Source organism: Enterobacter pseudoroggenkampii (assembly GCF_026420145.1).
In the GTDB taxonomy this organism is placed as follows: Bacteria; Pseudomonadota; Gammaproteobacteria; order Enterobacterales; family Enterobacteriaceae; genus Enterobacter; species Enterobacter pseudoroggenkampii.
In genome coordinates this window covers 117,735-143,448 of sequence record NZ_JAPMLV010000005.1, presented here as the reverse complement: position 1 = coordinate 143,448, position 25,714 = coordinate 117,735, and the positions used below count along the sequence as shown (strand labels likewise).

The window sequence follows — 25,714 nt, the reverse complement described above, 5'->3', positions numbered from 1 at the left end:
GCAGTAAAAAAGCCCCCGCAGGGCATTCTGCGGGGGCTTTTCGTTACTGTTCTTCCTCTTCCAGCCCGTTGATCTTCAGATCGATGATGCGGCCAATCTGGTCATGATAGACCGTCAGCAGGTTGTACTGGCTCATCTCGGAGATGATCTGCGGTGAGACATTAAAGCTGCGGGCCAGCTCCTCCTGGTGAAAATAGCCCGGCTGACGCCGCCTCACGTGGGCGCGGCGGCGGTTGTACTGATACCACAAAATCAGCAGCCAGCCGTTGAGCGCGGCGAACAGTAAATAGATCAACACCGTATTAAAGGACGCAATAATGACGCCCCAGCGGTGGTCGCTCTCCTCGGTGAGCTGCATCCAGAGCCGGGCATACAGGAAAAACAGAAAGCCTCCCCACGCCACCAGCGTTAACGCGGCATCGAAAACACGTGGCAATAGCCGATGTTCGGTCAAAATTAAGGTATTTTCGTTCATTGAATGCTTCCTTTTCCCCGGTCCGGACTGATCCAGCGCGCGCGGGCGCGCTGGCGTTTAAGCATGACTTTTGGAAATGCGACGAGGGTGGTGAACAGGCCAATCATCCAGTACACCATCGGGAACCAGATCACCCAGAAAAGCGAGCTGGCCACCTTCCGTTCATAGCGCCGCTCGATGTACAAACTGACCAGGAACTGCAGGAGGCACATCACCCCCAGCAGCAGCCCGGTAAACTCCGGTGGAAAAAGGCTCTCCACGGTCAGCCTGGCAGGAACAGGGGCGATATGGCTGAGGATAAATAACAGCACCGTCATCGCGTACGCGAAGGCCCACAGCGTTGACAGGGCATACTCAAGAAACAGGGGCCACATGCGGTGATGCTCCCAGCGCACAATCCTGCGCAGGTTGACCAGAAACACCTCCGCGCCGCCCTGGGCCCAGCGCAGACGCTGTTTCCACAGACCCTTGAGCGTCTCCGGCATCAGGATCCAGCACAGCGCCCGCGGCTCGAAAAAGATATCCCAGTGGCGCAGCTGGAGCTTCCAGCTGATGTCGATGTCTTCGGTGATCATGTCCGGGCTCCAGTACCCGACGTCCGCCAGCGCCTGTCGGCGAAAGGCGGCAATAACGCCCGAGACGGTAAAGACCCGGCCATAGATCCGCTGCGTCCGCTTGATGAGCCCAATAATCGATGAGAACTCGCCCACCTGGATGCGACCAATCAGCGTGGAGCGCGTGCGAATACGTGGATTGCCGGTGACTGCCCCAACGTGGGGATACTGAATCAGCGGTGCCACCAGATACGCTGCCGTATCGCGATCGAGCAGGGCGTCACCGTCAATGCAGACCAGCAGATCGCCCCGGGCCGCCGCTGCCCCGGCTTTGAGCGCCAGCGCCTTCCCCTGGTTCTCCGCGAGGTTAATCACCCGCAGGCGCGGATGTTCCTGCGCCAGAGCCTGCAATACCTCCGCCGTGTTGTCAGACGAACCGTCGTTGATGGCGATAACTTCTATATTTTCATACCGCTGATCCAGCGCGGCGCTGATGGTCTCCCGGGCATTTCGTCCCTCGTTAAAGCAGGGGATCAGAATGGAGATGAGCGGCTCACCGGCGAGCGTCGGCGCGGGCGTGTCTTTATCCCACGACCAGTGGCGTTCAAGCTGAAACCAGAAATAGAGGCCGCCGGTTATCCAGAGCACCGACATGAACAGCGGCCAGAAGAACACAAAATCCAGAATCAGCTCACCGGTAAAGAGGGCGGCCACGCCTAACGGCAACCCGAATACCAGACATAAAATAGAAAAGGCGATAATGCGATCAGTCATTGTCAGGATACCAGTACGAAGAAAATACAGGCCTGATACGTGAGATATCAGGTTGGTTGTTGATGAAATCATCGGGGTAGTAGCCGTAGTTTTTGACGCCGTTCAGCTGGAGCACGCGCATCCACTGTGCCAGCTGGCTGTCGGAAACGGCGCGCGGCGGTTGCTTATCCCAGTCTCTGGCCTGCAGCTCGAAAATGGTTTTATCGAGCGCGCCGGGACGCGTGGCGACCGCTTTAACCAGACGCGTCAGCCAGGCATCGCTTTCGTCTACCGGGACGGACTCCATCAACGGCATGGCCATCGGCACCGTCCAGTCATACTCCGCCAGAAAATCGTCAAGATTCTGCGCGAACCACGCCTCGCTTTCGGGCTGCAGAATGGGTAAGGCGAACATATTGCGCGCGGTTTTTATCTGCGGGCCACGGATATGCTTCACCGCCAGGCTCAGGGCGTGGGTAAACCCGATAAGCAGTTGGCTCTTCTGGCGAGTCGTGTCCTGCCCGGCATCGTCCACGTCCGTCAGCACCGCATCGTCATGAAACAAAATCCCATTGAAGCTGGCATAGCGGGACAGATCTTCATAGATGTCCGTCACCTGCTGGCGCACCTGCGGGTCCCACGGGGAGAGCCGGATATAGGGCTCGGTGGCCTCGCTCAGTTGGCCTGTCTGGCGATCCCGGCGCTGCACGCGCGGCAGAGCAGGATCGAGATCGAACGAGAGCACCGGCATCCACGCGAAGACTTTCACGCCCGCGCGGGTTTGCAGCTGCCAGGAGACAAAATTAAAGAGATCGGCCCGGACCGGTAGCCGACGGTTGGGAAAATAGAGCGCCTTGATCCTGCCGTCGCCCTGCGGGTCGGCAAACGCCTGCAGGAAAACATGGCTGATTTTCATGTCGTAGACCCGCTGGATCAGCCTGTTGATATTTTGAGTCTGCTGGGCCGGATCGGGATCGTAAACGTAGTCGAGATCGACGTGCATGACGCGCACGGGTTCGCGCTCCTGAACCTGGCTGACCGTACTGGCAAACGCCTTGAGCGAGGGATTGCCGGCGATCAGCAGACGAGGAATATTGCCCAGCTCCTGCACGTTCCCCAGCCCGTCCTCAAGGGTAAAGGCCAGCTGATAACCCTGCTGTCTGGCGATGGCGAGCGACGTGCCGTTGGCTGCGCCATAGGGCCAGACCCAGGCGCGCGGCGCCTTGCCCGTCACCTGCGTGATTTTTTCGGTCACTTTACGAACGTCATCGCCGATCCGCTGGTTGAACTGTTGGTCGGTTTCATAGCGGCCCGTTGCTTTATCATAAAAGCGATTGGCGATCGCCGGTTCGCGGCTGCCCTGCGGGTTGGCCGGAATGCCGTAATGCGAGGCCCAGGTATGCGATCCAATCTCAATCAGCGGGGACTGGCTGAGTTCGCGCACCATGTCCCACGTCGCGAAGCGATCGCGGGGCGTCATCAGGCCGCCGAAGTTAACTTTTTGATTTTCCGGCGTATCCACCCAGCTGCCCACCGGCGCCCACAGCGCAGGAACGTTCCACGCCTGAAGCAGCGGCCAGACGCGGGTGTAAAAGCTGCTGTAGCCGTCGTCAAAGCTGAGCAGAACGGCTTTGGGCGGCAGCGTTTTTTTCCCGTCATGGGCATCCAGGATGTCCTGCACGCTGATGACGTGATAGCCGTTGTGCAGCAGCCAGCTTATCTGCTCGTTTAACGCGCTGGTACGCACGGAGAGGTAGCGCTGATCGGCGGCATCGTCTTCGACGTCGTGGTAGGCCAGTACCAGAAACTGGTTCTGCGGCCAGGGTTTGCTCGCCTCCAGCTGTGGCCGCGCGTTGGGCGCAATAAACGTAAATGCCTGCGCGCAGACGCTCGCGCTGAGGCAGAGCCAGCCGATGAGTATCAGGCTCACGGAAAAACGTGTGTTCATCATCATCATCCTTAAAAGCGTAAAGTCGCATCAAACGTGACGGAGAGGTTGCTCTCGCGTTTGCCGTCGTAAGGGCGCTTGTCCCAGTTCAGCATCACGCCGGTGTCCATGACGTTGTTCCACTGAACGCGTTGTCCGTAACCCAGCAGGGTGATGGCGCCAGCGGACTGATTTTTCTGCCAGTAGCCGCCGCCACCCGCCACGAACTGCTGGCTCCAGAGGGTGTCGTAATGGCGATACATTTCATGGTCGATGGACAGGGCGGCCGTCACGGACAGGTCCCGCGCCGGGTTGTAATAGAGCGTGTCGTGCAGGCTGTTTTTACTGGCGGCGATCCCTGGTTCGAGATCCAGCGTCAGGGACGGGGTCTGCCAGAGACGCTCCTTACCCATGAGGGTGTATTCCTGACGGCGGTTATGGTCTGAGAAGCGGCTGAGGGCGGCGCTGAACTGGTACTCACGGCGCTCGTTTTGATACCAGCGCACCCCGCCTTCACCCCGGTTGGCGCTAATTCCGTTGCGTAACGCCCGCAGGGGCGTGGTGCGCGACAGGCGTTCAAGGCTGCCGCTGACCTGCCAGTTATCCGTCAGAACGTACGAGGTTGAGAGGCGAGCGCCCGGCTTGTTTGCCCCGTGATAGCGGTTGCTGGAGAGCTCGGCTTCGAGCTGGAGGTCGCGTGGTCGCCATTCGACGCCGCCCAACAGGTGACGGCTGGTGCCTTTGCCTTCTTCGAAATTACTCTGCGCATAGCGGGTGCCGGCAAACAGCCGCCAGTTATCCGCTACGGGCGGGCCATAGAGCGTGGCGTCCCAGTTGAGGTCGTGCGTCCCGCTGACGGGGTTATCGGAGTGCAAGCCCTTGCTCGCGTTGAGGCGCAGTTCGGACATATGGTGGACGGTGCGTAGCCTGTCCAGACGCCTGGCGCTGCGATCGACGGGCGTGCGGGTGATGACGTCGTCGGCCAGTAAATCCATCTGCCGCCACTCCTGCAGATCCATGGCGACGTAAGCCTGCTGCTGCTCAAGTTCCAGATTCGAGGGCTCCAGCGCCTCCGCCATTTTCAGCGTTTGCTCGGCCGCGCGCGGCAGACCCCGCGCCTGAAGCAGCGTGGCGTAGTCAATCTGTAATCCCTGATTGCCCGGCGCCGTTGTCGCCAGATGGTGTGCCAGCTTTTCGGCTTCCGGCAGGGCATTCGTCGCCAGCAAATAGTTAAAACGGAGCGACTGCCCGGTAAGCCACAGATCGTTAGGCTGAGGGGTAGGGGAGCCGAAATCGTAACGGGTCCAGGGGACGTTGCGGGTCTGGCGCTCTGCATACCGGCGGGCGGACGGATACTCTCCCGTATCCAGCCAGGCGTAGAAAAGCGCGTGCTCCTCGTCCTGCGGGTCGGAAGCGTATTGCGGATAGCGTTGCAGAAGCGCGAAGGCGGCAGCCGCGTTTTTCTCCTGCAGGTACGCGGAGATCACCCAGCCGATTGCCCAGCCCGGCACCGGATGCTGGGCTGCCGTCAGATCCTGATATTCGCTGATGACCCGCGGGTAATCACCATGGGCATACAGCGCGCCGAGCCGGTCGATACGCGCAAGGATGATGTCTTCCGCCGCCTGCGGCTCGCGTTGCCAGCGAGCAAGCAGCGCGCCGTAACGATTCAGCGCAGATTGCGCAAGCTGCAGGCGCTCCTTTTCTGTTCGGCCAGGCACATCGGCAAGGCGAACGCTTTCGGCTGCGGCATTCAGCTCAAGGCGACGACGCTCTGCGGGGGACAGCGCCACCTTTTGTGAAAGAAGGAGCGCGGGGGTATTGACCCGGTTATCCGTTAGCGCATCAATCAGCTCCCTGAGGAGCGTTTTATTCTCAGGTGCGATATTCAGCGCGCGCGTGTCTGCTAAGAGCCGATCCCAGCTTTTTCCCTGGCGTAACCAGACATACGCCAGCGTCTGAAGATGCGCCTGAGAGGGATTTTCCGCCACCAGCCGCCGGGCTTCCTGCAGGGCAAGCGTATCTTTGCGGGCATCGGCCAGGGTTTTGATATAGCCGATACGATAATCGTCGTTATCCGGCGCAAGGCTGCGCGCCTTTTCCCAGAGCGCCAGGGCGGGCTGCCACGCCTTTTGATTTCGCCTGGATTGCGCGACAGCCGCAACGCCACGGGCGGGTAGCGGCATATAAATGCTGTAGCGCTGCCAGACCTGAATAACCTCGTCATCATGACCTGCCCAGGCTGCCACCTGTAACCAGTCCGCGACGTGTTCAGGCGTCAGGGCATGCTGCTGCTGATAACGCTGAAGATAATCGAGAAACGACGTGTAATTACCGTTACGCGCCTGTTGAATCTGTTGCTCATAAACGGATTCCGTAGCCTGAACCAGAACAGGAAAGAGTAATAACAGAAACAATAATGTTGGGGTGCGATAAAAGAATAATGTACTGAAGCTAAGTGATCTTTCCATATCTATTTGCCATTTGTTTATCATGAATCCATTGCATAACACGGCCGCCTTTAAGCTCAGCGTAAAAGGCCATAAATGAGAACATTAAATCTGAATGCAGTGATGTTACGGGGTACTTACTTAAAGGTAATTATGGATCCTCATCTCAGTAGACTGGATGGGAGGTAATGTACACCTGATATGTTGCCGGATAAATATGCTGAAAAGCGGCTGAGTAGTTTTGAGATAATTCTGGAATGAGCAGGTTTTAATGATTATTTTGAATTGGAGGATTAATCGTAACTAACTGAAATAAAATGATTTTATTTTTATTGTGACAGTTTTGTATATATTTTTAATGACGTTTATCCGCCTCAATTAAAGTACTTTCTGGTGCATGTTTGGGAAGTTTCATGACAAAAATTCTTAATGTTTAGAGAAGTGACTTTTCTGCGATTGTTTTTTATTTATAATTAATGGCAGACATTGAATGATAGTCTACAGGAAGTCTTACTCATCAATGTCTGTATTGAGGGATGTCCAAAGCCAGAATACATTTATCGTTAATATAACAGCGCTATAAAACGAAGGCGGCCTTCTTTCTGAAGGATCGTTCTTGCTTTAATCTAAAAGGGATGGTTAGTGGCAACTTCAATAGTGTTAGTGACTCAGGATCGCTACCTTGTCAGGGGAATGCGGATATTTTTTCCGGATATTATCCTGCTCGACTCGATTGACAGAAACATATTTGATAACGGTGCAGATGAATATTCTGTATTGATTGATAGTCGTTGTCCGCTCCGTTTATATGATTACCTGATACGCCATCCGGCCAGAACGAAAAAAACAATCTGCTGCGTTATGCTTGATATGCGTCACCGCGAGGAGAATCTGCTCAGTATGAAGCTGTTTATGAACACGTCGCTTACTGCGCCGGATATGGCCTCGCTGTTTAATCTGGTGCTCAATATGAAGGGCAGGCGCCTGACCACGAAGTGGCTGCTGAATTTACGGCTTAGCACGCACGAAGCGATCATGCTGCGGCTGCTGAGGGCAGGGATGCCGATGGAAGCCATTGCCGATGAGCTGAATACGTCGGTGAAAAGCCTCTACCGCAAACGAACAGCGCTCTCGGAACGCCTGGGGGCGGAGAACTTCAACGAAGCGTGTTTGTTTATCTTTAAAAATAAACTGCTGGACGCAGGTGGGAACGATCCCTAGGGTGGGGAGAGATCAAAAGCAAAATTGCGGGCGGTATTCTGAGCTTTGAGAATGCTGGATGAGGACAACTTCCTGGCCTTGGGTTTGGATTTACTCTGGCTCAAAACGACACAAGGACGTTGTCATGGACACGATTGAAGAGTCTGGTCACCGCTACTGTGTAGCATATCTTCAAATATTTGATTTAAATAAAAATTTTACAAATATCGTCAAGGAGCGATTTATCCGTCAAATTAAGTTAAACTTCGTCACAGGTTTCAGTGAGTTATGGGACGGATGGCAGAATGACGAGCGAAGAAGCACTTTTAAAATCAGGTTTTAGTAAACGAGATCTTCAAAAGCTAAAAAACAATATCGAGAATTACGGTGGTTCGTTTGATAGCGTAACTCATGATCTGGCCAATCGTTTTAAGGCAATGAAGTGGATAACTATTATTGCCTTTATCATACTGGCTTTAACTCTTTTACTTGCATCCAGGGATACAAGTCTGACACTTGCGCTCACGTTATTGATTGTACTCCCTTTTATCTGGTATATAACGCCAGCAAAACTTGGCTACAAATCCTGGCGTTATCGTAAAATGCTGACTAATTCTGGGACGGGTCGCTGACGGACAACAGATCAAAAATAATCTTAGCTTTGACCCCATAACCAGCAATTTTCATTGTAAGCTGCGGGCGGCTCAGCGTGCTCACCTTTCGGTAATAGTCTGTGGGTAGATAACGAAACAGTCGCCAGGTACCTGGTCGCCGCAACAAGCCAAAAATGGTATAAGCGTTAGCGGCCAGTGAAATTGATTTGTAGACACCTAACCCGTTCTCACGACTAAAGCCCATAAACTCAGCTGTAGACATCGCGGCATCCGCGACCAGCCCTTCACTGGTAGTGTTGTTCGTTGCGTAGCGAGCCACTTCTTTACTGATGCTGTTTGCCCCGTCAGTAACCAGAACCGCACCAGCAAGGACCCCGAGAGGGGTCATAGTGCCAATAAGGGTAAATCCTGCGGCTATTTCAGCACCGGCCAGGACAACACTAACTGCCGAGATCACATACCCAACAATTTTGTTATTCTCTCGGATGAACTCGACTTTAGCGTAAAGCTTCGCTGCCTTAGTTCGTAATAAACGAGCTTGTTCCAGAAGGTTATAGTTTTCTTCTCTAAGTTTTTTAACGCATTCCATGCATTCTTCATCTGATTTAGCACGACGAGCTAACGTAAACTGTTGTTCTATGAGGTCCCGAATTTCCTGAATAAACTTCATTCGAGTCAGACCATCGCTGAGATGAAAAGCCGACAGAGTGTTGGCTGTATTTACCAGTTTTCTGGCTTCCATATTCACCATCGTTTCCGCCCAGGCTTTATTTCTTCCACCTGATTGCATCATGTTAAGCAATGCTGCATCCATTGTAATTCCTCTCAATTGCTTTACCGGCATCTGTTTAGACTGATAAACGGCTCCCTCTGACAGCCATGCGTGCCAACGCATGGACAATATAGTAGCAATGTAGTTACGGGGTCTGAAGCAGAAGTCGCTTTTTGCAGCTTCGCTCCTCGGCCTGCTTTGTCGCCGGTGCTCACATGTGTTGTGCCACTCCTGCTCCAGTGAATAGCTGCCCTACATATCTGAAAGCAATCTTTGCACTTTCGATAAAGCCGGATGACGGGGAGAGCCCCTATCCTGTTGAGTAATTTACTCATTTCGCTGAGTGGTTGGCGGGGTCAGTCCATGTTGAGGGCAGGGATGTTAATGGAGGAGGTTGCAGGCGAGCTGAATACGTCGGTGAAAAGTCTCTATCGTAAACGGACGGCGCTCTCGGAACGGCTGGGGGCGGAGAATTTTAATGAGGCGTGTTTGTTTATCTTCAAAAACAAACTGCTGGGCGCAGGTAGGAACGATCCCTGGGTTGGGGAGAGACCAAAAGCATAAAACTGTCTTGCGGGCGCTATTCTGAGTTTTAAGAAAAATGGACGGTGACAGCATCCTTGTTTCAGATATGGATTTACTCTGGCTCAAAACGAGAGAAAGGACGCGTAATGGACACGGTTGAAGAGTCTGGTGGAACATATTTCTATCACGGTAATGCTAACGTAACAGCGCAGGAGCTATTTTTGCTCATATTTGCTGAAGGTCTTGCAAATCATATAGGGGTGACGGTTGAGACTGCTGCAACCATTTTGGCTGGGCAACCCCTTCTGCCTAAGCGAAAGGTCCTGGGTGCATCCGGATCACGGACAAGTATTGCCTCGAAAGTGGCGCGGCGTATTTTAAAGGGAGCACGTTTCCCCGATGGCATAAGGGTCGAAACCACCATTGGTATGGGTAAGACACGTCTAACAAACAAGGTCGGGGCAGCAGTAGGGCGGGCGGTTCCGTATGTTGGCTATACTCAGGCGGTGATTATTTTTATTACGGTTGCCAGAGAAACGAGAAGCAAGTACAACCTCATCGCGCGACCTAAAGATCGTATTGCCTGGACATACTTCTGATGTTGCTTCCTGATGAGCAAGAATTACTAGATTACATCACTGAGAATTATAGTGACCGTAAAACTCCGGCAAGGAAAGAATGGACCTTCCAGGAGCATTTCAATCTCGTACCAGAAGATCTTGAGGACATGCTGCTTGACCTTTTCACCCGGTATGGAATTGAATATAGCAACTTTGTGATGGACCATTATTTTGAACCGGAGCTGTATTGGTTTCAGTTTCGGCTCAGAAAAAAATTCCGCGATCGGCAGTACAAGCCGCTAAATCTCGAAATGATTATTGAGTCGGCAAAAGCGGGGCGCTGGCTATATGACTAAGGGGCTGAAAGCCCCTTATGATGTTTACGCCGATTGACGCTCGTTCCATGCATCACTAAAGATGATGTTCCCATCGTTATGCTTCCAGGTGATTTTCTCGTACCTGAGTTCGATGGTTTCCATATGGTTTTCGTTAGGGTTATCGCCTGAAGCCATCGCAGGGGAAATCGACACTATCCTGACGTCTTCAAGCAACATGTTGAAATACTCTTCTTCCATGCCAGAGTAATTTATTCGATACCACTTTATCTCAGCTGATGACAGGTTTTGACCTGTCGCAACGGCTTTGTAGAGGTATGGGCTTGAACAATCGAATTCCTTAATGATCAACATAGGTGAGTGCATTCGCGTACCGGTTATTTTACCGGTTGCATTATCTGTTGGGATAACAAGGTTATGATGAAAACCTTTCACTTCAATGCTGCATTCTCTGTGTTGAACATCAACTCCGCCTTTAATCAACGCGCCACCATCGTCCTTCAGCCATAGATAAGCCGGTATAGCCATTCGAATATTCCTTCCTTTTTGCGTGTGGATCTCCATCCTGCTTTCGCAGACCATTCGGGCAAGCGTATACGCGTAGCTGGTATAGAAGTTCAAAACAGATCATGTTTACGGCCTGTCTTTGTTTTTTAAGACAATGACTTGTTATTTTTTAATCAAAAATTAAAAGAAAGTCTGACGCTGGAAGCGTAATACTTTGTCAGTGATTGGCTGTATGAGCTGCTGGACTAGCGCAAAAGCAAAAACCCGCCACGAGGGCGGGTTTTCTGAAGAAGTGGTGCCCGGACTCGGAATCGAACCAAGGACACGGGGATTTTCAATCCCCTGCTCTACCGACTGAGCTATCCGGGCAACGGGGCGCATTAAACCCGATCTGCCCGGTGGCGTCAACGAAAAATGTTGTTTTCGTTACAGACTGCGCAATCTCTCACCATTTCGCCGCATCCTTAAGCGAAAAAGTGCGTCCAGAGTGCGGAGAGCGGCATGGCGAGCAGCAGTGCGGGCAGCATGTTCACCACGGCAAACATCTTAATCCCACAGATGCGCAGCCCGGTAGCCAGCAGCAGCAGGCCGCCGACGGCGGTAAAGTCTGCCATCATCGCCGGCGTAGTGAGCGGGAGAATTAACGTGGCGCAGGTAGCCAGTGCCAGCTGGATAAGCAGCATCGGGACGCAAATCGCCGCCACGGCGACGCCAAGAGTAGTGGCGAAAATGGTGGCGGTGAAGAAATCAAGAAACGCCTTCGCAATCAATATGCTCGGGTCGCCCGTCATCCCTTCCTGCATCGAACCGAAAATCCCGGTGCCGCTGGCGCAAAACAGAATGATGATGGCGACATAGTTTTGAATAAACGACTCGTGCGTGCCGTGTTTCGCCTTGCCGCCGGGTCGGGCAATCAGGTTTTTGGCTTTACTCACCGCGCCGTTAATGCCTTTTTCCAGATAGCAGAACTCGCCAATCAGCGCGCCGAGCAGGGTGGCCAGCACCATCACCGGCAGGTTGGCGCATTTGACCACCAACAGAATACCGATCCCTAACGATGCCAGGCCGAATATCGAGGGCATGGAGGTGCGAATCCGCTCCGGCAACCGCTGGCTCAGCACGGCGCCGAGTACGCCGCCCAGCAATACGGCTCCTGCGTTGATAAATGGCCCGATAACCAAAGTTAACTCCTGTTATTTAATCATTGATATTGCATTATTATGGCACGTCAGGCCTGCTCGAGCCTTAGCTTTGGGTGGTTTCGTGCATACTGATTCCTTCTTGCACCTCAAAATAAAAGGTGACATTATTGCGCGAATTTTCTCCTCCCTGTCTCACCGCTCGGTGAGGGTAACTGCGCCTATGAAAACCATGAAAATTGCCGTCAGCCGCGAGCTGGTCTCCACCGTGTCTACGCACCGCGAAAAGGTGACGCTTGACAGCACTGATTTTACCGATGTGGCGGCCGTCGTCATCACAACAGCTGAAAGTCGCAGCGGCATTCTTGCACTGCTGAAACGTACGGGCTTTCAGCTACCGGTGTTTATTTTCTCGCAGGAGGCAACGGACGTACCTGACGGTGCCACCGCGGTCATCTCGGGTAAAGCTCAGGAGTTTCTGGAACTGGAAACTGCTGCCAGCCGTTATGAAGAGAATTTGCTGCCGCCGTTTTTCGACACCTTGAGTCAGTATGTGGAGATGGGCAACAGCACTTTCGCCTGCCCGGGACACCAGCACGGCGCCTTTTTCAAAAAACACCCGGCAGGGCGGCAGTTCTATGATTTCTTCGGTGAGAACGTGTTTCGCGCCGACATGTGCAATGCCGACGTGAAGCTGGGCGATCTGCTGATCCACGAAGGGTCCGCCAAGCACGCGCAAAAGTTCGCGGCGAAAGTGTTCAACGCGGATAAAACCTACTTCGTGCTGAACGGAACGTCGGCGGCCAACAAGGTAGTGACCAACGCGCTGCTCACCCGCGGCGACCTGGTGCTGTTCGACCGCAACAACCATAAATCTAACCACCACGGGGCGCTGATCCAGGCGGGTGCCACGCCGGTTTATCTGGAGGCTGCACGTAACCCGTTTGGCTTTATTGGCGGGATTGACGAGCACTGCTTTGACGACGCGTATCTGCGGGACCTGATCCGCGAGGCGGCGCCGGAGAAAGCCGACGAGGCGCGTCCGTTCCGCCTGGCGATCATTCAGCTCGGCACCTACGATGGGACGATCTACAACGCCCGTCAGGTGATCGACAAGATCGGCCATCTCTGCGACTACATCCTCTTTGACTCCGCCTGGGTGGGCTACGAGCAATTTATTCCGATGATGGCGGCAACGTCCCCGCTGTTGCTGGAGCTGAACGAGAACGATCCGGGCATTTTTGTGACCCAGTCGGTGCACAAACAGCAGGCCGGGTTCTCACAAACGTCGCAGATCCATAAAAAGGATAACCACATCCGCGGTCAGGCGCGTTTCTGCCCGCACAAGCGGCTGAACAACGCCTTTATGCTGCATGCCTCCACCAGCCCGTTTTACCCGCTGTTCGCCGCGCTGGATGTGAATGCCAAGATCCACGAAGGGGAAAGCGGGCGCAGGCTGTGGGCCGAGTGCGTTGAGCTGGGGATTGAGGCGCGCAAGGCGATCATTGCCAACTGTCATATGATCAAACCGTTTATCCCACCGGTGGTGGCGGGGCGGCCGTGGCAGGATCATCCGACGCACGCCATTGCCAGCGAGCTGCGCTTCTTCAGCTTTGAGCCGGGGGCCAAATGGCACGGGTTTGAGGGCTATGCTCACGAGCAGTACTTTGTCGACCCATGCAAGCTGCTGCTGACCACGCCGGGTATCGATGCCGAAACCGGGGAGTACACCGATTTCGGGATCCCGGCGACGATTCTGGCGCACTACCTGCGCGAAAACGGCATCGTGCCGGAGAAATGCGACCTCAACTCGATCCTGTTCCTGCTGACGCCTGCCGAAAGCAGCGAGAAGCTGGCGCAGCTGGTGGCGATGCTGGGGCAGTTTGAACAGCATATTGAAGACGATACGCCGCTGGCGGACGTGCTGCCGACGATCTTCCAGAAATACCCGGTGCGCTACCGGGATTATACCCTCCGCCAGCTGTGCCAGGAGATGCACGATCTCTACGTCAGCTTTGACGTGAAGGATTTGCAGAAGGCGATGTTCCGCAAGGAGAGCCTGCCTGAGGTGGTGATGAACCCGCAGGATGCCAATCAGGCGTATATTCGCGGAGACGTGGAGCTGGTTCGCATACGGGATGCCGAAGGACGGATTGCTGCCGAAGGGGCGCTGCCCTATCCGCCGGGCGTGCTGTGCGTGGTGCCGGGTGAAGTCTGGGGCGGGGCGGTACAGCGTTACTTCCTGGCGCTGGAGGAGGGGATCAACCTGCTGCCGGGCTTCTCGCCGGAGCTGCAGGGGGTTTACAGCGAGAAGGATGCCGACGGGATCAAGCGGCTGTATGGGTATGTGTTGAGATAGTGCGGGCTGCAGCCCTCACCCTAACCCTCTCCCACAGGGAGAGGGAACCTTTCATCAAACCGCACTACGCTTGTACATCCTCCTCGGATGCCCAATCTTGCCGTACAGCATCTCCACCGTCAGAAAACCTGCCTCCACGCAGTGTTCCAGATAGCGCCGGGTGGTGGTTTTGCTTAATCCCGTTTCGCTCACCACCTCATCCACGGTAAAGCAGTGGGTTGCCTTGTCGTTAAACAGTGACTGCACCCGCGCCAGCGTATTCTCCTCAATACCCTTGCTGCCGTTGTCCTGGCGGTAGTTTTTCGCCTGTAGCTGATACAGCGAATCCACGTTCTGCTGGTCGACAATCTTCCAGACCCGCTGCTGTTCGGCAAACTGCACAAACCGCTCCAGCGACTGGCTGAGCCGCTTCCAGGAGACGGGTTTGAGGATGTAGTCGAACGCGCCGTTGCGGATCGCCTGGCTGCAGGTATCCATATCGCTGGCGGCGGTAATAAAAATCACCGAGCAGTTGGCACGGGCCAGCATGGGGTTATTGATCAGCGAGATCCCTTTGCCGTCTGGCAGATAGTTATCCAGCAGCACCAGCTGCGGCTGTTTGTTTGCAAGCTCTGCCTGGGCCGCAGCCAGCGACGAGGCAATGCCCACCAGCCTCAGTCGCGGATGTTTGCTTATCAGCTCCGCGTGCAGTTGCGCCAGCTCGTTCTCGTCTTCAACAATCAGTACGTCGATAAGTTCATGTTGCATAGTCGGTGTCTTCCAGTTGCCGGGCGGTTCCCGTGGCCGGGATAAACAAGGAGAAAATGGCGCCGCGCGGGGTATTATCGGCAACTTCTATCGCGCCGCCAGCCTGTGTGACATAGCTTTCGATCAGATACAGGCCAATCCCATGATCGCCGCGTGTTTTGGTGGTGATGCCGCGTTCAAAGATCCGGTCACGGATCTCCGGTGTAATGCCAACGCCCTGGTCGGCCACTTCAATAATCAGCTCCTGTTCGCTGAGTTTTATCAGCACTTCTACCGGCGCATGGGGAAGCGGCGATCGCTGTGTCGCTTCGATGGCGTTATCCAGCAGGTTGCCAATAATCGAAATCAGCTCTTGCTCCCCTAACGGCAGGAACGGCCTGTCCAGCCGACATGCCGGGTCGAAACTCAGTTCGACGCCTTTCTCCCGCGCGCGGGCGGCTTTCCCCAGCAGCAGGCCGCACAGGGTCGGGGAGCTGAAGCGCGAAGAGATAAAGTCCAGCAGCTCCTGGGCATGCTCCGACTGCGCCTGAATGTAGCCAATGGCTTCCTCATAGCGGCCCATATGCAGCAGGCCGGAGAGCGTGGTCATTCGGTTTAACTGCTCATGGCGCATAATACGCAGGTTATCGACATAGCGTTTTACCTGGCTGAGCTGGGCGCTCAGCGAGTCGATTTCGTTGCGATCGCGGAAGGTGATCACCCACCCCTGCAGCGACCCCTCAAGCATGATGTGCACCCGGCTGGCAATTACCGTGAGATCGTTAAAACGGCAAATCTCGTCATGGGTATCTTTCGCCAGCATCGTCTGCGTGTCGAAGAACGGGACCGGATCGATAACCTGGCTTATCAGCTGCCCGCGCAGCTCACGGGCCGGCTGGCTCAGACCCAGCAGCTTGCGCGCCGCCTGGTTGATCACTTCAATCCGCCGCCGATCGTCAATGGCAATCACCCCTTCATAAATAGACTCCATTAGCGCCTTCTGCTGGCGCACCAGCAGCCCGATTTCTCGCGGCTCAAGAGAGAAGATCTGCTTCTTGATGCTGCGGGTAAAGAACCAGGAGAAGATAAAGAGAGCGATCAGCAGCAGCACGGCGGCAATCAGGATATTGACCACCTTACTGACGGTAATGGTGTCCAGGTAGCTGGTGAGATAGCCGACCGAAACAATGCCGACCACCTGTCCGGCAGCGTTGAAGATGGGGGCCTTACTGCGCAGCGAAATACCCAACCCGCCTTTGCGAATGGTGGTGGTGCTTTTACCCTGCAATACGGCTTCGTTGTCTCCGCCAACCAGGGTTGTGCCCACTCTGTCGGCAAAGACGGAGTGAAAAAGATGCTGACCCTTATTATCACCAATCACAATAAAGCTGGCGTCACTGTGCGCAGAAATCTTCTGCATAAAATCATGGATGGCGCTGATATTTTTTTGTTCAACTTCATTACGCAATGTCGGAATAAGCGCAATTTCTTCAGCCTGTATTTTGGCTCGCGTACTCATTTCCTGATATAGCTGTTTTCCGACGTCGGCATAATAATATCCGCCCAGTAACGCAAAAAGTACTGAGAAAAAGGCAACCAGCGAAATAAACAACTTGATCTGGAAAGAGACTTTCATAACTATCACGCAAGGTAGCAGCAAAGATCGCCAATATATCATCTTTTTTCACGCGGACGCCCGCTTTGCCGAAAACTTGTGATCCCTTGCACAGCGGGCGCTGTAAAAGCGTTATCCTAAAGTCTGCCGTGCCTCTGGCTGCATGAACAAATGTTATTTGTTTGTTCGATTCGGAAAAGAAACCATAAAAACCACGCTAATAAATAAGGTATAAATCACATTAAATAAAAGAAACCATTAAAACCATAGCTGCCATTAAAACTTCGCTTTTAATATGCCATTCCTCACATAAAGTAAGCCTTTGTGACTCTAAGCTGAACGCACAAAATAACCAAGGGGCTTATTATGAGCACAACTGACGATTCTTTCTCTGTTACCCACGACCCGATTGAAATTCAGCGACCTTCGCTCAAAGAGCGTTGGTGGCATATTATGGATACCTGGAAAATTGGGATTATTCCTCTGCCGCTGTTCGTTCTGGCGGGCGCACTGATCGCGATTGATTGCCTGGGCGGAAAACTGCCGAGCGATATCGTGGTGATGGTGGCAACGCTGGCCTTCTTCGGCTTTGCCTGCGGCGAGTTTGGCAAACGCCTGCCGATTGTCGGCAAGCTCGGCGCGGCGGCGATTTGCGCCACCTTTATTCCTTCCGCGCTGGTCTACTATGGCCTGCTGCCGGACGTGGTGGTCGAGTCCACCACCAAGTTCTACAAATCCACCAACATTCTCTATCTCTATATCTGCTGCATTATTGTCGGCAGCATCATGAGCATGAACCGCACGGTGCTGATTCAGGGCTTCCTTCGCATCTTCTTCCCGATGCTGTGCGGCGAAATCGTCGGCATGCTGGTGGGGATGGGCGTCGGCCTGGCGCTGGGTCTTGAGCCGTTCCAGATCTTCTTCTTTATCATTCTGCCTATTATGGCGGGCGGCGTCGGGGAAGGGGCGATCCCGCTTTCCATCGGCTATGCCACCTTACTGCACATGGACCAGGGCGTGGCGCTCGGCCGCGTGCTGCCGATGGTGATGCTCGGTGGTCTGACGGCGATCATTATCTCCGGCTGCCTGAACCAGCTCGGTAAACGTTTCCCGCACCTGACCGGTGAAGGCCAGCTGATGCCTAACCGCGCCAATGCCGATACCACCGTCTCTCAGCCTGCGTTCTCCGGCAAAGCGGATGTGACCACTATCGCCTCCGGCGCGCTGCTGGCGGTGCTGCTCTACATGCTGGGCATGCTCGGCCACAAGCTGATTGGCCTGCCTGCTCCGGTCGGCATGCTGTTTATGGCGGTGCTGGTGAAGCTCTGCAACGGCGCTTCTCCACGCCTGCTGGAAGGTTCTCAGGTGGTGTACAAATTCTTCCAGACTTCTGTGACCTACCCGATCCTCTTCGCCGTTGGCGTGGCCATCACCCCATGGCATGAACTGGTGGCGGCGTTCACCGTCAGCAACCTGCTGGTGATTGTCAGCACCGTTTCTGCACTGGTCGCCACCGGCTTCTTCGTCGGCAAAAAGATTGGTATGCACCCGATTGATGTCGCCATCGTCTCCTGCTGCCAGAGCGGCCAGGGCGGTACCGGCGACGTGGCGATCCTGACCGCAGGCAACCGCATGAGCCTGATGCCGTTCGCCCAGATTGCTACCCGTATCGGCGGGGCGATTAACGTCTCTGTCTCACTGCTGATTCTGGGCAACTTCCTCGTTTAAGTTTTCAGGAAAGAACAATGAAACTCGCAAGCTTTTTATACCAGGGAAAACGCAGCTACGGCATCGTCCAGGCCGACGGCGTGATTGATTTAGGCCGCCGTCTGGGCGACCGCTACAGCGACCTCAAGGCGCTGCTGCAGGGCAACGGGCTGGCACAGGCCACCCGCTACCTGAACGATGCCGTGGACGTGCCGATGAGCGCCATCACCTTCTTACCGGTGATTGAGCAGCCGGAAAAAATCCTCTGCGTGGGCATGAACTACGCCGACAAGCGCAAGGAGTTTGACCAGCACAACCCGGCCCCAACGCTGTTTGTCCGCTTCCCGGATTCACAGACCGGCCACAACGAGCCGGTGCTGAAGCCGCGCCACTCCAGCGAATTCGACTACGAAGGCGAGCTGGCGGTGATCATCGGTAAAGGCGGAGAGAACATCAGCCGCGAAGACGCCCTGCGCCACGTGGCGGGCTACAGCTGCTACATGGACGGCTCCGCCCGCGACTGGCAGCACACCTGGTTTACCGCCGGTAAAAACTGGCGTCAGACCGGCGCGTTCGGCCCGTGGATGGCAACGGCGGACGAGATCCCGGATCCGCATCAGCTGGCGATCCGCACCTGGCTGAACGGCCGCATGGTGCAGGAAGACAACACCAGCAGCATGATCCACAAGGTTGCGGAGCTGATTGAGTACATCAGCACCTTTACCCGCTTAAGCCCAGGCGACGTGATCATCACCGGATCCCCGGGCGGGGTGGGTAAAAAGCGTAACCCGCCGCTGTTTATGAAAGAGGGCGACCGCATTGAGGTGGAGATCGAGCATATCGGTCATCTGAGCAACGTGATCGTGGAAGCGCCAGCCGTCGGGCTTGCGGCGGCACACTGAGTAAGGCGGCATGAACAGTCAACCCATCGATTTTCGCCACACCCTCGTGGCGAAGCATCCGGAACGCTTAAGCCAGATCCGTTACCTGCTGGCAGACAGCGGCCTTGGCCTGGACAACGACATCACGCTGTTTGTCGAAGCCTGGTCAGGCCCGCAGCTGGTGGGTTGCGCAGGGCTTGCCGCCAACGTCATCAAGTGCGTGGCGGTCAACGAGCAGCTTCGCGGCGAGAACCTCAGCGCGCGGCTGCTGGCAGAGGTGGAACATGCGGCGCTGGAGCGCGGCCATTTTCATCTTTTCCTCTGCACCCGTCCGTGCAATCGGGAGCGCTTTGCCCGCAGCGGCTTCTGGCCGATTGCCCAGAGCGGGAACAACGCCGTGCTGATGGAGAACACCCCGCAGGGGATCGAGCGCTACTGCCGTTCTCTGCGCGCGAACCGCAGGTGCGGGGAGAAGATTGGCGCCATCGTGATGAACGCCAATCCGTTCACCCTCGGCCACCGCCATCTGGTGGAGCAGGCGGCGGCGCAGTGCGACGCCCTGCACCTGTTCGTGGTGCGCGAAGACGCGTCGTTCTTCCCGTTCAGCGCGCGCCTCGAGATGGTGCGCGCGGGCGTGGCGCATCTGCCGAACGTGGTGGTGCATGAAGGCTCGCAGTACATCATCTCTCGCGCCACGTTTCCGGCCTACTTCCTGAAGGAGACCGGCAAAGTGCAGCAGGCGTGGAGCGAGATCGACGTGCTGATCTTCCGGGACTTTATCGCCCCGGCGCTCGGCATCACGCACCGCTTCATCGGCTCGGAGCCGTTCTGCGATATCACCCGTCAGTACAACCAGACGCTGCACGACCTGCTGGCCTCGCATATCGAGGTGGTGGAGATGCCGCGCATCAAGGCCACCGGCAACGCCATATCGGCATCCGAAGTGCGCCGATTACTGAAGACACAGCAGTTTTCCCGGATCCGGGAGATTGTCCCGGACTCCACCTTCGCGCATCTCGAAACGCATTACCGTGCGAGTGCGGAAGTCGCTTAACTACCAGGAATTTATCATGAAAATTGTAAGGGAGGCGCTGGCCGGAACGCAGGAGTCCAGCGACCTGATGGTGAAAATCGCTCCCGCTCACGGCGAGCTGGAGATCGTCATCCACAGCGAAGTGATTAAGCAGTTTGGCGAGCACATTCGCCAGGTGGTCAACGACACATTGCGCGCCATGAACGTGCACCAGGCATTAATCATTATTGAAGACAAAGGGGCGCTGGACTGTGTGATCCGCGCCCGCCTGCAAAGCGCGCTGATGCGTGCCGCCGATGAACAGGCCATCAACTGGGGGGCGCTGAAATGAGCAAACTCCGCCGCAGCATGCTGTTCCTGCCGGGCGCCAACGCCGCCATGCTCTCGACCGCCTTTATCTACCGTCCCGACTCCATCATGTTTGACCTTGAGGACGCCGTTGCCCTGCGCGAGAAGGATACCGCGCGCATGCTGGTGTTTCACGCGCTGCAGCACCCGATGTATCAGGATATCGAAACCGTGGTGCGCATTAACCCGCTCAGCACGCCGTTTGGCCTGCTGGATCTGGAAGCCGCCGTGCGGGCCGGCGTGGACGTGATCCGCCTGCCGAAAACCGACACGCCGGACGACATCTACGAGCTGGAGGGCCACCTCGAGCGCATCGAGCAGGCGTGCGGCCGCGAGGTCGGCTCCACCCGCGTGATGGCGGCGATTGAGTCGGCCATTGGCGTCATCAACGCCGTGGCGATTGCCCGCAGCTCCCCGCGCCTCATCGGCATCGCGCTGGCCGCCTTTGACTACGTGATGGACATGCAGACCGAGCGCGGCGACGGCACCGAGCTGTTCTACGCCCGCTGCGCCGTGCTGCACGCCGCCCGCGCTGCCGGTATCGACGCCTTCGACGTGGTGTGGTCAGACGTTAACGACGAGGCCGGGTTCCTGCGCGAGGTCGATCTGATCCGCAAGATGGGCTTCAACGGCAAATCGCTGATCAACCCGCGTCAGATTGATCTGCTGCACAACGCCTACGCCCCGACGCAGGAAGAGGTGGATCACGCCAGAAGGGTGATTGAGGCGGCAGAAGAGGGCGAGCGTAACGGCCTGGGCGTGGTGTCGCTCAACGGCAAAATGGTGGATGCACCGATTATTAACCACGCGCAGGTGGTGCTGGAGCGCGCGGCAGCCTCCGGAGTGCGTCGGTAAGGATAAGATGATGAACCAGACTGAACTTCTTCACGTGAATTTTCCCCATCTGCGGGACTTAAAACCCTTCGATACCGCCCACAGCGCCACGCCGTGGCTGGCGGACAGCGATGCGAAGCACAGCCGTAAGCTCTGCGCCTCTGTTGAAGAGGCGGTTAAGCGCTGCGGCCTGCAGGACGGGATGACCATCTCCTTCCACCATGCGTTTCGCGAAGGCGACCGGGTGATCAACACCGTCGTGGCGCTGCTGGCGCGGATGGGCTTTAAAAACCTGACGCTGGCCTCCAGCTCGCTGATGACCTGCAACGACGCGCTGATCGAGCATATCAAAAGCGGCGTCATCACCCGGATTTACACCTCCGGCATGCGCGGCAGGCTGGCGGACGCCATCTCCCACGGGCTGATGGACGAGCCGGTGCAAATTCACTCCCACGGCGGGCGCGTGAAGCTGCTCCAGGACGGCGAGCTGAATATCGACGTGGCATTTCTCGGCGTGCCGTGCAGCGATGAGTTTGGCAACGCCAACGGGACGCACGGCAAATCGTGCTGCGGTTCTCTCGGCTACGCGATGGTGGACGCCCACTTTGCGCGCAAGGTGGTGCTGCTGACTGAAGAGCTGGTGCCGTTCCCCAATATGCCCGCCAGCCTGGTGCAGGACCAGGTGGACTACATCGTGCAGGTCGAGAGCGTGGGCGACCCGGCGAAAATCAGCGTCGGCGCGGCGCGCGTCACCAGCAACCCGCGCGAGCTGATGATCGCCCGCTATGCGGCGGACGTGATCGAGCATTCCGGCTACTTTAAACCGGGCTTCTCGATGCAGACCGGCTCCGGCGCGGCGGCCACGGCCTGCACGCGCTTTATGGAAGAGAAGATGGAGCGCAGCGGCGTGAAGGCGCGCTTTGCACTCGGCGGCATCACCGGCAGCCTGGTGGATCTGCACGAGAAGGGGCTCATCGAAAAGCTGCTCGATACCCAGTGCTTTGACGGCCAGGCGGCGGCCTCGCTGGCGCGTAACCCGAACCACGTGGAGATCTCCACCAACGTTTACGCTAACCCAGGCAGCAAGGCGGCAAGCTGCGACCAGCTCGACGTGGTGATCCTCAGCGCGCTGGAAATCGACGTCGAGTTCAACGTCAACGTCATCACCGGATCCGACGGCGTGATGCGCGGCGCGTCCGGCGGGCACTGCGACGTGGCCGCCGCGGCGAACCTGACCATCGTCGTTGCCCCTCTGCTGCGCAGCCGCATTCCGACGGTGGTGAAGCGGGTTACCACGCGCCTCACGCCGGGCGAAAGCATCGACGTGCTGGTTACCGATCACGGCATCGCGGTCAACCCGGCGCGCCCGGAAATCCGCGAGCGGCTGCTGGAGGCCGGGCTGAAGGTTGTGGATATCAACGCGCTGTACGAGCGGGCGATCTCCCTGACCGGCGTCCCGAAACCGATTGAGTTTACCGATAAAATCGTCGGGGTGATCCGCTACCGCGACGGCAGCGTGATCGACACCGTGCGACAGGTGAAGGAGGAAGAATGACTTTAGCGACACCCGTGCGGGCGGGTGTCAGCCTTGACGAACTGCTGGCGGCGAAAGAGCGCCGCGCAGCGCGCCAGGCTGACATGCTCGAGCACTATCAACAACCGGTGATTTCCCTCACGCTGGTCACGCCAGGGGAAATCAAGGACAGCCTGCGCTACCGCAATACCATGGGCGTGGCGCTGCAGATGTGCGACCAGCTGCTGTGGGAAAACCGCTGGCAGGTGCTGGACCGTCAGGTGCTGTGGCTCCCGACCGGGCCAGAAGCCCTCTGGTGCGTGGCCCATCCGGCGGTGGAAATCAAAGCGCACTGTACGGATCTGGAGCAGACGCACCCGCTCGGCAGGCTGTGGGATCTGGACGTGATCTGCCCTCAGCATGGCCACGTCGGGCGTCAGTCGCTGGGGGCGAATCTCAGGCGCTGCCTGATCTGCGACGCGCCCGCTCATGCCTGTTCCCGTTCGCGCAATCACCCCGTTGAGCAGGTGGTTTCCCGCGTGGAGAAGATGATCGATGACTGGTTTGCTCGCGACTAAACCGCGCCCGGCTGACGTGCCCGCGCTTGCCGAGGCGGCGCTGTGGCAGGAGCTGGAGCTGACGCCCAAGCCGGGACTGGTGGACAAGCTCAATAACGGTTCCCATCGGGATATGGACCACGCGCTGTTTGTTCGCAGCATTGCGGCGATTACGCCGTGGTTTTCGCGCTTTGCCGAGCTGGGCAGCGCGCATGCGGATAAACCCGCTGGCGAACAGCTACGGTTTCTCCGCCCGATGGGGCTGGCCTGCGAGCAGGCGATGTATGCCGCGACGAACGGGGTGAACACGCACAAAGGCGGGATTTTTGCCCTGGGTTTACTGTGCTTCGCCGCCGGTCGTGTGAAAAATATCTCCGCAGAGAGCCTCTGCTGTGAGGTGAGTAACATCTGCCGCGGGCTGGTGTCGCGGGAGCTGGCCGCACGCAGCGGACAGGCGACGGCTGGCGAGCGACAGTTCCAGCAGTACGGCTTAACCGGCGCGCGCGGTGAGGCGGAGAGCGGCTTTGCGACGGTGTGTAAGGCGCTGGCGCAGTGGAACGGACATTCACTTCACGGCCTGCTGTTACGCCTGATGGCCGTCAATCAGGACAGTAATCTGGTATCTCGCGGCGGCATGGAAGGGCTGCGCTACGTTCAGGGCTACGCGCGGGAACTGCTGGCTAACGGCTGGGACCGCGAGGCGTTGCTTAGGATGGATAACGCATTGATTGAACGCAATCTGAGTCCGGGCGGCAGTGCGGATTTGCTGTCGGTGGGATGGGTGCTGTCTGCAATAAAATAGCCGGGTGGCGGCTTCGCCTTACCCGGCCTACGGTCTGGTTTTGTAGGCCCGGCAAGCGCAGCGCCACCGGGCACAACAATCAATGCGCTATTGGCTGCGCACCGTGTGGTTCACGTACGTGCTTGTACTTGAACAGCGCGATGAACGCGAAGAACAGCACCAGCGAGTACGCCGCGAAGATCAGCCATACAGGCTGCCAGTTGGTGATACCGTTGGTGGTGTACATCTCCACCACTTTACCGCTCACCACGCCGCCCAGAATACAGCCGAAGCCGTTTGTCATCATCAGGAACATACCCTGCGCGCTGGCGCGGATTTCAGGCTTCACCTCTTTTTCTACAAACACGGAACCGGAGATATTGAAGAAGTCGAAGGCGCAGCCGTAAACAATCATCGACAGCACCAGCAGCACGGTGCCGAACGGGCTTGGGTCGCCGTAGGCGAACAGACCGAAGCGCAACATCCATGCCGCGATACTGATCAGCATGACGTTCTTGATGCCGTAGCGGCTCAGGAAGAACGGGATGGTCAGGATGAACAGCGTCTCAGAGATCTGAGAGATGGACATCATCACCGACGCATGTTCAACGATAAAGCTGCCTGAGAACAGCGGATTGTTATCGAAGCTGTGCAGGAAGGTGTTGCCGAACATGTTGGTGATCTGCAGCTCCGCGCCCAGCAGCATGGAGAAGATGAAGAAGATCGCCATGCGTTTGTTTTTGAACAGCGCGAAGGCGTCCAGGCCGAGCATGGTGCTCCAGCTCTGGTTTTTCTGCTGGTTAGACACCGGAATGGTTGGCAGCGTCAGGGTGAAGATCGCCAGCAGCACGGAGAGCGCCGCACCGATATAGAGCTGCATATGGCTCAGTTCGAAGCCCGCGAAGCTCACGCCCCACATCGCCATGATAAAGCCGATGGTGCCCCAGATACGGATTGGCGGGAAATCGGTCACGATATCCATATCCGCGGATTTCAGGCGGTAGTAGGAGATGGTGTTGATCAGCCCAAGCGTTGGCATATAGGCCAGCGAGTTAAGCAGGATCACCATGAACATTGCCCCCGGCGTGGTCACCTGGGCTGCCATAAACAGCGTCCCCGCGCCCACCAGATGGCAAAGCATGTACAGCCATTTGGCGCTTAGCCATTTATCCGCCACGATCCCCAGCAGCGTTGGCATGAAGACCGCCGCAATACCGAGCGAGCTGTATACGGCACCGATTGACGCACCATCGAACTTGAGCGTCACAAACATATAGGAGCCGAGTGTAGTCAGCCAGCTACCCCACAGGCAGAACTGCAGAAACGACAATATTTTAAGCTGCAGCTTAAGGTTCATGTTACTTTCCTCACAAGTGAGCGGGAGATATGTTGTTATAGGAACATTCAGGGTTGTTATTTGATGCAATTCTATCAGTTGGCAACGATATGTTTTGTTACCTCCCGCAAAAAAATGCAATCCACATTAATTTGCAGTTTGGATTGTGATGCAAATAACATTTTCGTATGTGTGGGGGGAAGCAGAACACCT

The 25,714-nt window shown here is 56.3% G+C and carries 23 protein-coding genes, 1 tRNA gene and 1 pseudogene; 14 read left to right on the top strand and 11 right to left on the bottom strand.

What is annotated here, in order from left to right; translation table 11 throughout:
- Window positions 1-43: 43 nt before the first annotated feature.
- The 4 genes from pgaD to pgaA are packed head-to-tail and all read right to left on the bottom strand — an operon-like array spanning window position 44 to window position 6,180.
- Window positions 44-475: a poly-beta-1,6-N-acetyl-D-glucosamine biosynthesis protein PgaD gene (gene pgaD / locus OTG14_RS19005; RefSeq protein ID WP_061714482.1), complete on the bottom strand. Its 432-nt coding sequence runs from the start codon at window positions 473-475 to the stop codon at window positions 44-46.
- Window positions 472-1,803, bottom strand: coding sequence for a poly-beta-1,6-N-acetyl-D-glucosamine synthase (pgaC, locus tag OTG14_RS19000; protein WP_208763251.1), 1,332 nt, complete (start codon window positions 1,801-1,803; stop codon window positions 472-474). The genes pgaD and pgaC overlap by 4 nt, the downstream gene beginning before the upstream one ends.
- Window positions 1,796-3,733, bottom strand: a complete 1,938-nt coding sequence (gene pgaB, locus OTG14_RS18995; RefSeq protein ID WP_267215598.1) for a poly-beta-1,6-N-acetyl-D-glucosamine N-deacetylase PgaB — start codon at window positions 3,731-3,733, stop codon at window positions 1,796-1,798. Before pgaB ends, pgaC begins: the two co-directional genes overlap by 8 nt.
- 8 nt (window positions 3,734-3,741) lie before the next feature.
- Window positions 3,742-6,180, bottom strand: coding sequence for a poly-beta-1,6 N-acetyl-D-glucosamine export porin PgaA (gene pgaA / locus OTG14_RS18990; protein WP_267215597.1), 2,439 nt, complete (start codon window positions 6,178-6,180; stop codon window positions 3,742-3,744).
- A gap of 672 nt (window positions 6,181-6,852) precedes the next feature.
- On the opposite strand from pgaA, the gene OTG14_RS18985 reads away from it, so the two are divergent.
- Both OTG14_RS18985 and OTG14_RS18980 read left to right on the top strand, forming a co-directional pair.
- Window positions 6,853-7,380: a helix-turn-helix domain-containing protein gene (locus OTG14_RS18985; RefSeq protein WP_050597738.1), complete on the top strand. Its 528-nt coding sequence runs from the start codon at window positions 6,853-6,855 to the stop codon at window positions 7,378-7,380.
- Between the two features lie 284 nt (window positions 7,381-7,664).
- Window positions 7,665-7,991: a hypothetical protein gene (locus tag OTG14_RS18980; protein ID WP_071995311.1), complete on the top strand. Its 327-nt coding sequence runs from the start codon at window positions 7,665-7,667 to the stop codon at window positions 7,989-7,991.
- On the opposite strand, the gene OTG14_RS18975 is transcribed toward OTG14_RS18980, so the two are convergent.
- Window positions 7,969-8,787 (bottom strand): DUF4225 domain-containing protein, encoded by an 819-nt coding sequence (locus OTG14_RS18975; RefSeq protein WP_248207224.1) that lies wholly within the window; start codon window positions 8,785-8,787, stop codon window positions 7,969-7,971. The two genes, OTG14_RS18980 and OTG14_RS18975, sit on opposite strands and share 23 nt — an antisense overlap.
- Before the next feature lie 321 nt (window positions 8,788-9,108).
- Between OTG14_RS18975 and OTG14_RS18970 the strand changes: the two are divergent.
- The 3 genes and pseudogenes from OTG14_RS18970 to OTG14_RS18960 form a co-directional block, all read left to right on the top strand.
- Window positions 9,109-9,309, top strand: a pseudogene (locus OTG14_RS18970) (hypothetical protein); the annotation flags it as partial.
- A gap of 107 nt (window positions 9,310-9,416) precedes the next feature.
- Window positions 9,417-9,869, top strand: a complete 453-nt coding sequence (locus OTG14_RS18965) for an STM2901 family protein (protein WP_024906536.1) — start codon at window positions 9,417-9,419, stop codon at window positions 9,867-9,869.
- Window positions 9,869-10,186, top strand: coding sequence for a DUF1493 family protein (locus tag OTG14_RS18960; protein WP_024906537.1), 318 nt, complete (start codon window positions 9,869-9,871; stop codon window positions 10,184-10,186). Before OTG14_RS18965 ends, OTG14_RS18960 begins: the two co-directional genes overlap by 1 nt.
- 24 nt (window positions 10,187-10,210) lie before the next feature.
- On the opposite strand, the gene OTG14_RS18955 is transcribed toward OTG14_RS18960, so the two are convergent.
- The 3 genes from OTG14_RS18955 to OTG14_RS18945 form a co-directional block, all read right to left on the bottom strand.
- The gene (locus OTG14_RS18955) at window positions 10,211-10,693 is read right to left on the bottom strand and encodes an Hcp family type VI secretion system effector (protein ID WP_061714485.1); all 483 of its coding nucleotides are present in this window, start codon (window positions 10,691-10,693) and stop codon (window positions 10,211-10,213) included.
- 272 nt (window positions 10,694-10,965) lie between these two features.
- A tRNA-Phe gene (locus OTG14_RS18950) sits at window positions 10,966-11,041 on the bottom strand.
- 95 nt (window positions 11,042-11,136) lie between these two features.
- Window positions 11,137-11,853 carry a DUF554 domain-containing protein gene (locus OTG14_RS18945; protein ID WP_024906539.1) on the bottom strand — a complete coding sequence of 239 codons (717 nt, stop codon included), beginning with the start codon at window positions 11,851-11,853 and terminating at the stop codon, window positions 11,137-11,139.
- A 181-nt stretch (window positions 11,854-12,034) separates the two neighbouring features.
- Here OTG14_RS18945 and OTG14_RS18940 point away from each other — a divergent pair, with 181 nt between their 5' ends.
- On the top strand, window positions 12,035-14,170 hold the full coding sequence (locus OTG14_RS18940; RefSeq protein WP_267215596.1) for an ornithine decarboxylase: 2,136 nt from the start codon (window positions 12,035-12,037) through the stop codon (window positions 14,168-14,170).
- 54 nt (window positions 14,171-14,224) lie between these two features.
- On the opposite strand, the gene OTG14_RS18935 is transcribed toward OTG14_RS18940, so the two are convergent.
- Window positions 14,225-14,917, bottom strand: coding sequence for a response regulator (locus OTG14_RS18935; protein WP_024906541.1), 693 nt, complete (start codon window positions 14,915-14,917; stop codon window positions 14,225-14,227).
- Window positions 14,907-16,532, bottom strand: a complete 1,626-nt coding sequence (locus OTG14_RS18930) for an ATP-binding protein (protein WP_061714489.1) — start codon at window positions 16,530-16,532, stop codon at window positions 14,907-14,909. The genes OTG14_RS18935 and OTG14_RS18930 overlap by 11 nt, the downstream gene beginning before the upstream one ends.
- Window positions 16,533-16,877: 345 nt before the next feature.
- Between OTG14_RS18930 and OTG14_RS18925 the strand changes: the two genes are divergently transcribed.
- The 8 genes from OTG14_RS18925 to citG are packed head-to-tail and all read left to right on the top strand — an operon-like array spanning window position 16,878 to window position 24,186.
- A complete protein-coding gene (locus OTG14_RS18925; RefSeq protein WP_032650157.1) occupies window positions 16,878-18,239 on the top strand; it encodes a 2-hydroxycarboxylate transporter family protein in 1,362 nt (453 codons plus the stop codon).
- Between the two features lie 17 nt (window positions 18,240-18,256).
- Complete coding sequence (locus tag OTG14_RS18920; protein ID WP_267215595.1) at window positions 18,257-19,120, top strand: fumarylacetoacetate hydrolase family protein; 864 nt, start codon at window positions 18,257-18,259, stop codon at window positions 19,118-19,120.
- A 10-nt stretch (window positions 19,121-19,130) separates the two neighbouring features.
- Window positions 19,131-20,153 carry a [citrate (pro-3S)-lyase] ligase gene (citC, locus tag OTG14_RS18915; protein ID WP_024906545.1) on the top strand — a complete coding sequence of 341 codons (1,023 nt, stop codon included), beginning with the start codon at window positions 19,131-19,133 and terminating at the stop codon, window positions 20,151-20,153.
- Window positions 20,154-20,169: 16 nt separating this feature from the next.
- A complete protein-coding gene (gene citD / locus OTG14_RS18910) occupies window positions 20,170-20,463 on the top strand; it encodes a citrate lyase acyl carrier protein (RefSeq protein ID WP_267215594.1) in 294 nt (97 codons plus the stop codon).
- Window positions 20,460-21,335, top strand: coding sequence for a citrate (pro-3S)-lyase subunit beta (citE, locus tag OTG14_RS18905; protein ID WP_023326048.1), 876 nt, complete (start codon window positions 20,460-20,462; stop codon window positions 21,333-21,335). Before citD ends, citE begins: the two co-directional genes overlap by 4 nt.
- A 10-nt stretch (window positions 21,336-21,345) precedes the next feature.
- Window positions 21,346-22,869: a citrate lyase subunit alpha gene (gene citF / locus OTG14_RS18900; protein WP_267215635.1), complete on the top strand. Its 1,524-nt coding sequence runs from the start codon at window positions 21,346-21,348 to the stop codon at window positions 22,867-22,869.
- Complete coding sequence (gene citX / locus OTG14_RS18895; RefSeq protein WP_267215593.1) at window positions 22,866-23,405, top strand: citrate lyase holo-[acyl-carrier protein] synthase; 540 nt, start codon at window positions 22,866-22,868, stop codon at window positions 23,403-23,405. Before citF ends, citX begins: the two co-directional genes overlap by 4 nt.
- Window positions 23,383-24,186 (top strand): triphosphoribosyl-dephospho-CoA synthase CitG, encoded by an 804-nt coding sequence (gene citG, locus OTG14_RS18890; protein WP_267215592.1) that lies wholly within the window; start codon window positions 23,383-23,385, stop codon window positions 24,184-24,186. The genes citX and citG overlap by 23 nt, the downstream gene beginning before the upstream one ends.
- A 79-nt stretch (window positions 24,187-24,265) precedes the next feature.
- Here the strand turns inward: citG and OTG14_RS18885 are convergent, their stop codons facing one another.
- Window positions 24,266-25,522 carry a nucleoside permease gene (locus tag OTG14_RS18885; protein WP_008499767.1) on the bottom strand — a complete coding sequence of 419 codons (1,257 nt, stop codon included), beginning with the start codon at window positions 25,520-25,522 and terminating at the stop codon, window positions 24,266-24,268.
- Window positions 25,523-25,714 lie beyond the last annotated feature (192 nt).